General features: G+C 75.4%; 12 protein-coding genes. 5 read left to right on the top strand and 7 right to left on the bottom strand.

Annotation, left to right across the window (positions count from 1 at the left end; translation table 11 throughout):
* The 5 genes from AC07D6_RS07455 to AC07D6_RS07435 all read right to left on the bottom strand — a co-directional run bounded on the left by AC07D6_RS07455 (position 1) and on the right by AC07D6_RS07435 (position 4,772).
* Positions 1–1,158 carry a hypothetical protein gene (locus tag AC07D6_RS07455; protein WP_479042777.1) on the bottom strand — a complete coding sequence of 386 codons (1,158 nt, stop codon included), beginning with the start codon at positions 1,156–1,158 and terminating at the stop codon, positions 1–3.
* Entirely contained in the window at positions 1,158–1,835 is a 678-nt protein-coding gene (locus AC07D6_RS07450; RefSeq protein ID WP_315878368.1) for an RNA polymerase sigma factor, read from the bottom strand. Before AC07D6_RS07450 ends, AC07D6_RS07455 begins: the two co-directional genes overlap by 1 nt.
* Before the next feature lie 467 nt (positions 1,836–2,302).
* A complete protein-coding gene (locus AC07D6_RS07445) occupies positions 2,303–2,650 on the bottom strand; it encodes a MerR family transcriptional regulator (protein ID WP_479042774.1) in 348 nt (115 codons plus the stop codon).
* Between the two features lie 22 nt (positions 2,651–2,672).
* Positions 2,673–3,611 (bottom strand): aldo/keto reductase, encoded by a 939-nt coding sequence (locus tag AC07D6_RS07440; RefSeq protein ID WP_479042771.1) that lies wholly within the window; start codon positions 3,609–3,611, stop codon positions 2,673–2,675.
* A 528-nt stretch (positions 3,612–4,139) separates the two neighbouring features.
* Positions 4,140–4,772, bottom strand: coding sequence for an RNA polymerase sigma factor (locus AC07D6_RS07435; RefSeq protein ID WP_479042769.1), 633 nt, complete (start codon positions 4,770–4,772; stop codon positions 4,140–4,142).
* A gap of 141 nt (positions 4,773–4,913) precedes the next feature.
* Here AC07D6_RS07435 and AC07D6_RS07430 point away from each other — a divergent pair, with 141 nt between their 5' ends.
* Both AC07D6_RS07430 and AC07D6_RS07425 read left to right on the top strand, forming a co-directional pair.
* Entirely contained in the window at positions 4,914–5,342 is a 429-nt protein-coding gene (locus tag AC07D6_RS07430) for a nuclear transport factor 2 family protein (protein WP_479042767.1), read from the top strand.
* A 42-nt stretch (positions 5,343–5,384) separates the two neighbouring features.
* Entirely contained in the window at positions 5,385–7,331 is a 1,947-nt protein-coding gene (locus AC07D6_RS07425) for a hypothetical protein (RefSeq protein WP_479042765.1), read from the top strand.
* 155 nt (positions 7,332–7,486) lie between these two features.
* Here the strand turns inward: AC07D6_RS07425 and AC07D6_RS07420 are convergent, their stop codons facing one another.
* Positions 7,487–8,074, bottom strand: a complete 588-nt coding sequence (locus AC07D6_RS07420) for a hypothetical protein (protein WP_315878298.1) — start codon at positions 8,072–8,074, stop codon at positions 7,487–7,489.
* A gap of 193 nt (positions 8,075–8,267) precedes the next feature.
* Positions 8,268–9,830, bottom strand: coding sequence for a beta-N-acetylhexosaminidase (locus AC07D6_RS07415; RefSeq protein WP_479042969.1), 1,563 nt, complete (start codon positions 9,828–9,830; stop codon positions 8,268–8,270).
* A 621-nt stretch (positions 9,831–10,451) separates the two neighbouring features.
* Between AC07D6_RS07415 and AC07D6_RS07410 the strand changes: the two genes are divergently transcribed.
* The 3 genes from AC07D6_RS07410 (at position 10,452) to AC07D6_RS07400 (ending at position 11,992) form a co-directional block, all read left to right on the top strand.
* Positions 10,452–10,934 carry a 2-oxo-4-hydroxy-4-carboxy-5-ureidoimidazoline decarboxylase gene (locus AC07D6_RS07410; RefSeq protein ID WP_479042762.1) on the top strand — a complete coding sequence of 161 codons (483 nt, stop codon included), beginning with the start codon at positions 10,452–10,454 and terminating at the stop codon, positions 10,932–10,934.
* Positions 10,935–11,126: 192 nt separating this feature from the next.
* A complete protein-coding gene (gene sdhC, locus AC07D6_RS07405) occupies positions 11,127–11,507 on the top strand; it encodes a succinate dehydrogenase, cytochrome b556 subunit (protein WP_315878300.1) in 381 nt (126 codons plus the stop codon).
* A gap of 8 nt (positions 11,508–11,515) precedes the next feature.
* A complete protein-coding gene (locus AC07D6_RS07400) occupies positions 11,516–11,992 on the top strand; it encodes a succinate dehydrogenase hydrophobic membrane anchor subunit (RefSeq protein WP_315878301.1) in 477 nt (158 codons plus the stop codon).
* Positions 11,993–12,008: the final 16 nt, after the last annotated feature.

Here is a 12,008-nt window from a genome sequence, read left to right as displayed (position 1 = left end):
TCAGGGCCGCTTGCCGTCGGAGCCCTTGCCGGAGGGCTTCTGTCCGGAGGTGCCGGAGGAGGAGGCCCCCTTGCCGGTGGTGCCCCCGCTCCCGCCTCCGCCGTTCTTGCCGTTCTTGCCGGTCGTGCCCTGGCCGCCTCGGGCGGTGTCGGGGTCGCCGTTGTCGGAGTCGCCTCCGGTGCCGCCGCTCCCGCTCCCGCCCTTGCCCACACCCGTGCCGGTTCCCGTGCCCGTGCCGGGGAGGCCGCCGACCGCGCCGGTACCGGCGGACGTGCCGGTTCCGCCGACCGCGCCCGTGCCGGCGGACGTGTTGCCGGTCTGGCGGCCACCGCCGGCCAGGACCTGGTCGCAGAAGCGCCGGACGCTGCCGCTGTCGGCGTTCGCCGCGAGCTCCAACTGCCGCCGGCGCGCGGTGTCGAGGCGGCCGTCGCGGAAGTCGCGGCACGCCTGCGTGGCCCGGGCGGGCCAGGTGCCGTCGGGTGCCCTGGTGACCGTACGGCCCCAATCACCGGGGTCGGTACGGCCGCCGGAGGTGCCGTCGTCGCCGCCCGCGGAACCGCCCCCGACCGTGGCGGCGCCGTTCGCGCCGGTCGACGGGGCGGGCGACGTCGACGACGTCGGGCCGCCCGGACCGGTGGACGCCCGGGGGCCGGTGGAGCCGGGCGGGACGACCGCCGGGCCCACCGGGGTGGTGGGCGCGGAGGCCGACGCGGCGGGCAGGGGCGTCTTGTGGCCGCCGAACGTGGGCAGGACGCCCGTACTGGCGGCGACGGCGACGCCGCCCACCGCGAGCCCGGCGACCGAGGCGGCCAGACCCCAGCGGGCCGGGCGCGTCCAGCCGCGCGGGCGGGCCGGGCGCAGCGGGCGCAGAGCTGTCCCCATCCGTACGGATCCGAGATCGGAACCGGTCGCCACCTGCGACTTCGTCACGTGTGCGGACCGGGCGGCGCGGAACGCCACGAGCGCCGCCTCCTCGCCGGGCAGCTCGCCCGAGGGGCCCGGCGCGAGGGGGCCGACGCCACCGCGGGCGCTGTCGAGCACCTCCGAAAGGCGTTCGACCTGCCACTGTGCGTAATCGTCGTCGGCGTCGACCGGCTCGCCACGCAGCAGTCGCTCCGCCGCTTCGTGGTCGAGCCACTCATACCGCTCGTCGGCCATCACATGTCCTTCTGCGTCCGCGGGCGCGAATGCGTCACAGCACGGCGCGCGGCCGGGGTGCGTGCGCCGGACTCCGTGGGGGGCCCCGGCTGCGGGGGTACGGCGCTCAGCGCGGTGTCGTTCGGGTCGCCCGCGCCGAGCAGTTCCGCGAGCCGCTTCAGGCCGCGGTGGGCGGCGGTGCGGACGGCGCCGGGCCGCTTGCCGAGCGCCTCGGCGGCGCTCTTGGCGTCGAGGCCGACGACGACCCGGAGGATCACCGCCTCGGCCTGGTCCTGCGGGAGTTGGGCGATCAGGTTCATGGTGCGGCCGGTGGCGAGGGCCTCCATGGCCTCGCCGGCGGTGTCGCAGTCGGCCGGCTTGTCGGTCAGCTCGGTCTCGTCGCCGCCCTGGGCGGGACGGCGGCCACGCATGCGCAGGTGGTCCAGGGCGCGGTTGCGGGCGATGCGGGCCGCCCAGCCGCGGAAGCGGTCGGCGTCCCCGCTGAACCGGTCGAGGTCCCGGGCGATCTGCAACCACGCCTCGGACGCCACGTCCTCGGCGTCCGCGTCGCCCACCAGCGTCCGTAGGTATCCGAGCAGCCGCGGGTGCACGGCGCGGTACACAGTACGGAAGGCGTCTTCGTTCCCGTCCTGTGCCGCGAGCACTGCGGCGGTCAGCTCCGCGTCGTCCCCCAGCACTCCCACAACCCGTTCGTCATCGCGACAGGCACATCAGGCCGGTCCGCCCAGCGCGCAGCAGCACGCTACGTGCTGCTGCCGCATCTCGTCCATGTTTGTACAACATGCAACCGACTGGGTCTCGGGGTGGTGTGACAGAAAACGCACCCGTGGCGCTGTTAGGAGTACGGGGCCGTCCTGCGGACCCGCGGACGACGGCCGGGGCCTCTCCTGTGGGGGGTGGCGGCCCCGGTCGTCGCTCCGATCTCCGCGGCCCTGACCTGCGGTGATGCGGCACGTGACCGGTCACCGTGACCAACCGCGTGCCCAACGCGCCGAGCGCCCCGCGCGGCCCGCGTTCGCCGAGGTCTCCACGGGGCTCCCTCCCCGCGTCCGCGTCGTTCGTGCGGCCCCGGCCATGGGGGCGGGATCCACGGGTGGCGGCACGCGAAGGGTGGGGCGCGGGCCGAGTACGGGACTCCCGGCGCTCAGCTGTAGTAGGCGATCTTCTCGTCGAGGACCTCCATGGCCCGGCACAGCGCCGCCACCCGCTGCTCCAGGGCGGCACGGCGCTCGCGGAGGAAGGCGACCCGCTCCTGCGGAGGGTGCTCGGCGCGCAGGATGGCGACGAACCCCCGCAGGTCCGCGATGCCGAGGCCGGCCTCGCGGAAACACGTGATCAGGCCGATCCAGAAGAGGTCGTCCTCGGTGTACTCCCTACGCCCGCCGGCGGAGCGCCGGATCGGGCCGATGAGCCCTTCGCGCTCGTAGTAGCGCAGTGTGTCGATGGAGACGCCGGCGCGGTCGGCGGCTGCCGCCGGGGCCAGGGTGGTCATGGGGCTCCTTCGGTCACGGCCGTCACCGCGCTTCGGCGAAGCGCGTCAGGTGCTCGTCATCGAGCCGCACGCGGCGTGCGGCGAGCGCCTGTTCGATCTGCTCCACCCGGCTCGCGCCGACGATGGGATCGATGCCCTGCTTCATCAGCCATGCGAGGACGACCTGGTTCCTCGTGGCCGCGAGCTCGCCGGCGACGTCGTCCAGGACCGCGAGCACCCGGGTCGTTCCAGGGTGATCGTAGGTGTGCGGAAGCGGCTTGTCCGCGCGCTCGTAGGAACCCCACATCAGCGAGGTGTACGACCACACCGCGAGTCCCTCCGACCGCGCGAGGTCCAGGTCCTCGGCGGTGAGCATGCGGTGGCCGGCCTCCGCGACGGGGGCGAGCGGACGCGGCTGGAGGAGGGAGTGGCGCAGTTGCAGGGCCGTCCACGGTTCCACGCGCCGCTCCCGCGCGAGTGCCCGGGCGCGCTCGACGCGCCAGGCGGCGTGGTTCGCCGCCCCGACCCGCAGGGCCACTCCCTTCGCGACCAGCTCGCCGAAGGCGCCGACCGTCTCCTCCAGCGGCACGGTGCGGTCCTCGGCGTGGGCCCAGAGCAGGTCGACGTGATCGACCCCCAGGCGTTCCAGGCTCTCCTCCACGCCGGCGTGGACGGCGCGCGCGGAGAGCCCTTCGGCGCTTTCCGGCCAGGAGTGCGGAACGAGCGGGTTCTGCCGGACCTTCGTCGCGATCCGCACCGCGTCGCGCGCGCCCGGACGGGCCCGGAGCCACGCGCCGATGACGCGTTCGCTGGCGCCGCCGACGCCGCTGGGGTCGGCCCAGAAGGAGTAGCAGTTCGCGGTGTCGAGCCAGACGCCGCCGGCGGCGACGAAGGAATCGAGGATCGCGAAAGCCCGGTCGGGGTCGACGCGGGTGCCGAAGTCCATGGTCCCGAGGACGATCTGGGGGTCGGTGGTGTTCATGCCGCCCATGCTCGTATCTGGAGCGCGCTCCAGGTCAAGAGCCGTTGCGGCGGAGGGCCTTGGACCCGGTCCCGGGGGTTCGGCGGCGCGTACGGCGGACGCGCGTGACGCCGCCCCTGGGCGGTGGCTGAACGAGCTGCCGTTTCCCCTGGGGCCCCGCACCTCGCCGGGCGGTCCGCAGGCCGACGAGGGGTGGGCGTGACGACGGGTGGAGTCGCGGGCCGGGTCCTCGAAGTGCGGCCCGAGGACCTCGGAGTCGAAGGTCGTCCATCGGCGTCACGGCGACTTCTGGCGCGGCGGCCCTCGGGGACCGTTCCGGGTGGCGGACGGGAACCCCTGCCCGAACGGCACGACGGCCCGTGGGCCCTCCAGGGTGCAGGAGGCCGGGGGCGGTGGTCCCGGTCGTCTTTTCGGAGTGCCGGGCGCGTCAGCCACCGCGCGCCGCCTCCCCGCCGGGGCCGCTCCAGTCCCCCGGGGCGCTCCGGGCCCCGGCCCGCTCCAGGTCCCGGCCCGCTCCGGGCCCGCGGGTTACTCCAGTCCCCCGGGTCGCTCCAAGTCCCCGGCCCCCTCCAGACCCCCGCGGCGCTCCAAGTCCCCGGCCCCTTCCAGGCCCTCGGGTCGCTCCAGGTCCCCGGCCAGTCGCCTCAGCCCCCGGTGCGCGGCCGTGCGCACCGCTCCCGGCCGCTTGCCCAGGAGCCGCGCCGCCGCCGGGCCGTCCAGGCCGACCACCACGCGCAGCAGGACCGCTTCCGCCTGGTCGCGCGGGAGCGACCGGACCAGGGCGAGCACCTCCTCCGTCGCCAGGGACTCCAGCGCGGCGGACGCCGTGTCGTGCCGGTCGGGGAGGTCCAGCGCGTCCTGTTCGAGCGGCGCGGCGCGGGGTCGGCGGCGCTGCCTGCGCAGGTGGTCCAGCGCCCGGTGCCGCGCGATGGTCGCCGCCCAGCCGCGGAACCCGCCGCCGTCGCCCCGGAACCGGCCGAGGTCCCTCGCGATCTCCAGCCACGCCTCGGCGGCCACGTCCTCGGCGTCGTCGCCGACGAGTCCCCGCAGGTGCCCCAGGAGCCCGGGGTGCACCGCCCGGTACACGTACGCGAAGGCCCGCTCGTCGCCGCCCCGCGCCAGCAGGACGGCCGCGGCCAGCTCCCTGTCGTCTCCCCCCACACCACAGCCTGCGTGCGCCCCGGCGGAAGTGTCACACGAAGGGTGACCTACGTCACTTCTAGTCAAGTTTGATTACTAGAGGCGTCGGGGATACCTTTCTCGCGTAGTCAAAGTTGACCACCTCGTCCATGAGGAGCCCGAGTGACCTTCCTTCCCGAGACCGGATACGTCCCCACCGCCGAGGACCGCGCCGGGCTGGACGCGTGGTTCGCGGAGTACGACGCCCGCAGCGCGCGGCGCGACGTCGCGGGGATGGCCGACATGGCCGTCTTCCCGCTGAACCTCGTCAGCGACGACTCGGCGGGCGAGGGGCGGACCGCGCAGTGGGACCGGGAGCGGTTCGTCGCCACCATGACCGGGGTGATGGGCGACGGCGCCGGGGACATCGCCTTCGAGTCGACGCGGACGCCCGTCTTCCTCTCCCCCGCCCTGGCGGTCGTCTTCACCGACTCGACCATGACCGCCGACGGCGAGACGCGGCGGCTGCGGTACGCCGACGTCCTGGTCAAGCGGGACGGCGCCTGGGCGTTCCAGACGATGATCCAGGGCGGCTGGGGCGACACCCTCTGACAACCCCTCAGAAACCGTCCCGGACGCCGCGATAATACGCGGGTGAACACCGCCTCGCCCGTCCCCCTTCCCGCCGGGCACATACCGCCCGGAACCGCCGCCTGGCGGTCCTCCGACGCCCGGCGGTGGCTGGCCGCCGTGCCCGCCGCGTGGGCGCACCCGCTGTGGGCCGTACTGGGCCTGGCCCTCGCGGCGGGGTGGCGGGTGGCGGCGGCCCCCGCCGACCCGTGCACCCCGGCCGAGCCGTGCGGGACGGACTGGCCGGGCCTCGGGTTCGCCGCGGTGCTGCTGCTCACCCTGTACTGGGTGGTGCGGCAGCCCCGGCTCGCCCTGCCCGGCCTCGCGGTGGTCCTCCTCGGGCACCTGGCGGACGGCGGGGTCGCCGCCGCGCTGGGGGAGCCGTCGTGGCTCGCCTTCGCCGCGGCGGTCGGGTTCGCCGCGGCCGGGCTCCTCCACCGCCTCGCCGCCGCCGCCCGGCAGCGGGCGCTGGCGCGCGAGGCGGCGGGCCCGGCCGTCCACCCCGTACCGGCCGCGGCCCTCGCGTTCCGGCGCGGGCGGCTCTCCTTCGCGCTGGCGTCGCTGCTGCTGGCCGTCGCCGTGTTCGGGTACTGGCGGGCGCAGCAGGTCGTCGACGCGTACGAGCGGCGGGTCGTCGGGCTGACGCCCGTGACCGGCACGGTCACCGCGTCCGACCCGGACGGGACGCTGATCGGGGTCGCCGTCGGCGGCCGGGTCCACCGGGTGGAGACCGCCCACTCCGAGGACCACCCCGTCGACAGCCGGGTCGACCTGTTCGTGGACGGCGACTGGGCCCGGCTGGCGGCGGAGCCGTACGACGTCTTCGGCTGGGAGCTGCTCGTCCTCGCCGGGCTCGTCGGCGGGCTGGCGTTCCTCGCCAACGCGGTCGACGGGCGGACCCGGTCCCGGCAGTTGCACCGCGGCCCGCTGCCCGTCCTGCGGGTGTTGGTCCGCGAGGGCCACGACGACGGCAGGACGTGGGTGTACGCGGCCGACGACCTCGACGCCGGGCGGCCCCTCCTCCACTTCCACTCCCTCCACGCCTTCGAGGACGGCCCCGACGCCCCCGGGGCCCGGCGCGCCCCGCACGAGGACGACGAAGACGACGCGGACGAGGACGACGCGGACGACGGCGACGAGCTCGCCGAGGGGCTGCGCAGGGTCGGCGCCGTCCTGAAGGGCGAGGACCCGCCGCCCCCGCTGCGCGAGGCCGTCCTGTACGGCCTGCCGTTCACCGGTACCGAACTCGCCTTCGTCGCCCCCGACGACGGGGACCGCACCGAAGTGTCCGTGGAGTGCAGCGTCACCGCCGTGAAACCGGCCGTGGCGGGCCTCTTCGGCGGCGGCCTGCCGGATCCCGTCCCCGCGCCGGGGCGGCCCGGGGGCCCCGGCGGCGGACGGCGGCGGCCGGTCGACGAGGTCGCCGCGGCGCTGGGGCCGTCCGTCGCGCCCCGGACGTGGGGCGCGCACGGCGTGTCGCGCGCCGTCGGCGTGTTCCTGCTGCTGGTGCAGGGCGGCGGGGTGTGGGCGCTGCTCGACGACGAGGTGTCGTGGTTGTCGGTGTTCCCGCTGGTCGGCCTGTTCTTCGTCGTCACGTCCGCGTCGACGGCGCTCAACTGGCGGCTCACCGCCGACCGCGACGGGCTGTGGGTCGCCGGACCGTGGCGGGTGCGGCGCGTCCTGTGGGACGACGTGCTGACCGTGCGCCACAACCACGGCGGCGACCTCGTCGTCGCGCGGGAGGAGGACACCGAGGTGGTCCTCTCGCCCATCGGCTGGGCGTGGCTGGAGCGGCGGCTGGGCCGCGAGCCGTACGGGCCGCGCGCCGCCGAGGAGGCCCACGCGCTGCTGCGGAGGCCCGGGCTGCGGCCCCTGGAGGAGGCCGCGCCGGGGCAGCAGGGCATGCCGGTGGGGCCGCTCGTCGCGGTCGTGTCGGCGGTGTGGGGGGCGGCGGTGCTGCTGCTGTTCTGAGCGGTGCCGCCGCCCCGGCCGCCCGGCCCCGCCGCCTCGGTCACCCCGCCGCCCCGGCTGACCCGCCTCCCGGGCCCCACCGCCCCGGACACGCCGCCGCTCCGGACAGGACACCGCTCCGGACCCGCTGCCGCCCCGCGCGGGTCGCCGCGCCCCTACGCCGTGCGGGCCCGGCGCGACAGGACCGCCCCGAGGACGCGGCGGCCCTCGGCGGACAGGTCCAGGGCCCGGCGCAGCCCGCCCGCCCCGCCGTCCCCGAGGACCTCCAGGACCCGCACCTGACGGCGCAGTTCCCCCTCCACCAGCGGTCCCACGCCCTCCGGCCCGCCCGTGCGGCAGCGGTCCAGGACCTCCGCGAGCCCCGGCGACGGGGCGGCGCACAGCCGGTGGTGCAGCTCCAGGGCGGCGAGGGAGCACGTGTCGGCCCACTCCCGGAGCGGCTCCCGCGCCCACGCGCCGGGCGCGGCGTCCAGCATCCGCCGTACGAGCGCGGCCTCCTCGGCGTCCGCCGGGGCGGCACCGGCGGCCTCGACCGCGGCCCTCGCCTCCGCGACGCGGTCGGGCCAGTCGGCCCCCTGGCGCGCGACGCCCAGCCACAGGGGGCGGAGCTGGTCGGTGGCCTCCGGGACGAGCAGCGGCAGGCAGCGGTCGAGGCAGGCCAGCGCGGCGGCGGCCAGTCCCCGCTCACCGGCCCGCGCGATCAGTTCCACCAGGGGCGGGGTCGTGCTCGTGCTCGGACTCATGACGTCTCCCGTCGCGAACGCGGTACTTCCCCTTACTGCGTCGGATGGCGAAAAAGCGTCACCGGCCGTGGCGCGAAACCTCACTTCGGTGTCGGGGGCGCGGCCCCACCCCGGTGCGGGCACGGATCGGCCGCCCCTGCCCGCGCCGGACCCGCGGCGCGGCCCCCGCGCCCCCGGGCGGGCCCGCGGCGCGTCACAGCCGCCCGGCGAGCGCCGAGAACTCGGACCAGGAGAGGGCCGGTTCGCGCGGGTCCCACACCTTCTGCGCCAGCGCCCGCAGCGGCATCCTGATCCCGGCGGCGACCTGGTCCTGCGTCTGGGCGTTCGCGAGGTCGCACCACACGGCGAACCGGCCGCCCAGGATCTGCCCGGAGTACCGCGCCGGCACCGCCTGCGTGCCGCGCAGCACCAGCGGCGTCCACGACGCGTAGATCTCCCGGCCCGTCGGGTACGTGAACTGGTTCGGCTCGCCCAGGACGTAGTAGAGGTACCGGTCGTTGGCGTTGACGACCTTGCGGCCCTCGCGCAGGTACTCCACCGGGGGGCGCGCGCCGATCTCGCGGCCCGTCCAGTACTCGACCTCGACGCGCTTGTCGGCGGCGACCACCCCGCCGCGGAAGAACCCGTCGTTCCACGCCTTCGGCTGCTTGCCGGCCGCCCGCACGACCGCCGCCCGGTCGTTGAGCCAGCCCGTCGCCAGGTCCTGGATCCGCGCCCCGGAGCCGTGCCGGCGGCGGGCCTCGGCGGCCAGCGCCGGGTAGGACGCCTCCGGGTCGGACGCCGTGAGCGCCCGGTACTCGTCGGCGCCGATGTGGAAGTACCGGCCGGGGAACAGCCGCGCGTACTCACGCAGCAGGTCGTCGACGATCCGCGCCGACTCGGGCCGCGCGATGTCGATCGCCCCGCGCGCGACGGTGCCCTGCGCGTTCCGCAGGCGGAGGGAGGGGTGGGCGGCGAGGACGGCGCCGAGGTGGCCCGGCGAGTCGACCTCGGGGATCACGGTGATGTGCAGGCTCGTCGCGAGGGCGACGATCCGGCGGACCTCCGCCTTGGTGAGGTGCTGCCGCGACACGACCTCGGGGTGGCTGTCCGACTCGATGCGGAACGCCTGGTCGTCGGAGAAGTGCAGCCCGAGCTGGTTCAGCTTCAGGTCGGCCATCTCGCGGACGCGGGCCTCCAGCCAGGCGGCGGTGAAGTGCTTGCGGGCGATGTCGATCATCAGTCCGCGCTGCGGGCGGTCGGGCCGGTCCCGGATGACGCCCTCCGGCACGGCGCCGCCGGAGCGGAGGGCCTGCTTGACGGTCCGCGTCCCGTAGAAGACGCCCGCCTCGTCGGGCCCGGTGACGCGGACGCGGCCGTCGCGGACCGTCAACGCGTACGACTCGGGGGCGCCGGACGCCCCGCCGCCGTCGAGGGCCAGTTCGATGTCCCCGGCGCGGGCGGGCCGTTCGCCCCGGTCCGCGATGCCCAGCTCCCGGGCGAGGAGCCGCGCCTCGTCGGCCAGCGCGCCGCTGCCGCGCGCGACGACCACGCCGCTTCCCGCGCCGGGCCGCCACCCGGGCCCCCGCGCGGCCACGTGCTCCCGCACGGCGGGGATGGTGCGCGGCGCGGTGGAGAGCGGGTAGGTCCGCGTGGGGCTGGGCGTGGGGGAGGCGGAGGCGGTACGGGGCGAGGCGGTCGCCGCACCGGGGCTGGGGGCGCCGCCGTCCCCGCCGCCCCCGCACCCGCCGAGTCCCAGGAGCAGCGCGAGGGCCAGGGGGCCGGCCGCCCACCGGGGCGCCCTCCCCCGCCGCCCGGAACGCGCGGGGGGCCCGCCGCGCCGCCGGGGGCGGCCCCCGGCCGCACCACCGCCCCACCCGGAGCCGCTACCCCACCCGGAGCCGGCGCCCCACCCGGAACCACCGTCCCGTCCGCGCCCGGCCCGCGCCCCGGGGTGCGCGGGCGCGTCCCGCACGGGGGCGGCAGGCGCCTCCAGAGCGCCGTCGCGTGCGCCGGGCGCGGGGCCGTTCGGGTGATTGATGCGGCCAGGGGAAGCGGTGGACCGGCCAAAGGGCGTAACAAAAGACCTGACGGTGTCCGGTATCGGTCCCTTACCTGCGGGTTCGTTACGGGCAGTCACGCGCTTGCCTCCTCCCCGAGGCCACTGGGCCCCGGTACCGACGCGCCGAGTGCGTCCATTCCTCACATCGAAACTCTGCCTTCCGAGTGAAAAACGGAAAGGCTTCGAACCGCAGTCGCTCACTCTCGGTAACGTTGCGTCACTCTCTTCACACATTCCGCTCTACTCCCCCCGCTCGCCGTTCCGTCCAAGGAGCCCACGCTGTCCCGCGAATCCCTCTCCGGCGTCCCGCAGGCCCCCTGCGCCACCGCGGCCGTGGTGGCCCAGCCCCACGCCCCGCGCCCCACCGATCGCCTCTCCCTGTTCAACACCGCGCCCGTCTCCGCCGCGGAGGCGTCCCTGCTGGCCTGCTGCGGGAGCCGCCGCTGGGCGCGCCGCCTGACCCGCCACCGCCCGTACCCGACCGTCGAGGCACTGCTCGCCGCCGCCGACGAAGCCGCGTACGACCTGTCCGGCGCCGACCTCGACGAGGCGCTGGCCGACGAGGTCGCGCCCGTCTTCCCGCCGGGCACGTGCCCGGTGGCCTGCACGGCGCTGCGCGCGGCGCACGACGTGTACGTGGCGCGTTTCGGCCACGTCTTCGTCGCCTGCATCGACGACGACCGGTCCGATGAGCACTCGAACCTGATCCTGGACGGGATCCGGGCGCGGCTCGGCAACACGCCGGAGAAGGAGCGGGCCGTCGTCGCCGAGGAGCTCCGCCGCCTGACCCGGGCCCGGCTTGTCCGCCTTGTCACCTGAAGTGATGATTGAAGCGGATACAATGGGCCGTCCGAGCCTGTTTGATTGCCTGTTTGATCACACCTATGGACCCCGCGTGAGGGAACCGACAAGTCGTCGCTACCATGACCGGGGCCGGTGGACCGTACCCGGCCGGGTCTGACCGACAGAGAAGCCGGCCGACCCTGATCCCCGCTCCCGGAGGGTTTTTCCGTGCCGGCTGGAACGCTGTACCGCGGCCGGGAAGGGATGTGGTCGTGGGTGGCTCATCGAGTCACCGGCGTCCTCATCTTCTTCTTCCTGTTCGTACACGTACTGGACACCGCTCTCGTCCGCGTCTCGCCCGAGGCCTACGACGAAGTCGTGGCGACGTACAAGACGCCGATCGTCGCGCTGCTGGAGTACGGCCTGGTGGCCGCCATCCTCTTCCACGCGCTCAACGGTCTGCGCGTCATCGCCGTGGACTTCTGGGCCAAGGGCCCCCGCTACCAGAAGCAGATGCTCTGGACCGTCATGGGCATCTGGATCGTGCTGATGGCGGGCGCCGTCTACCCCGTCCTCGGCCACGCCGCACGTGAACTGTTCGGGAGCTGACGCCAGACATGTCTGCTGACACCACCCCCGCCGTCGGTCCCGTCGAGGGCGTGAGCCTCTACGACGTCGACAACCCCGCCCCGCTGATCGAGGCGCCCCGCAAGCGGACCAAGCGGAGCCCGAAGTCGACGCGGGGCAACTTCGAGCTCGCCGCGTGGCTGTTCATGCGCCTGTCCGGCGTGGTCCTCGTCGTCCTCGTCATCGGCCACCTGCTGATCCAGCTCGTGCTGGACGGCGGCGTCTCCAAGATCGGCTTCGCCTTCGTGGCGGGCCGCTGGGCGTCCCCGTTCTGGCAGGTCTGGGACCTGCTGATGCTGTGGCTCGCGATGCTGCACGGCGCGAACGGCCTGCGTACCGTCATCAACGACTACGCCGAGCGCCCGAGCACGCGCCTGTGGCTCAAGGGCCTGCTGTACACCGCGACGGTGTTCACCATCCTTCTGGGCACGCTGGTGATCTTCACCTTCGACCCGAACATCCGCTAGGCACGGGCTGAGGTAA

It is taken from the genome of Streptomyces sp. NPDC045287 (assembly GCF_056432325.1).
The sequence above is the reverse complement of the archived record's forward strand: the minus strand, read 5'-3'. Positions and strand labels throughout refer to the sequence as shown.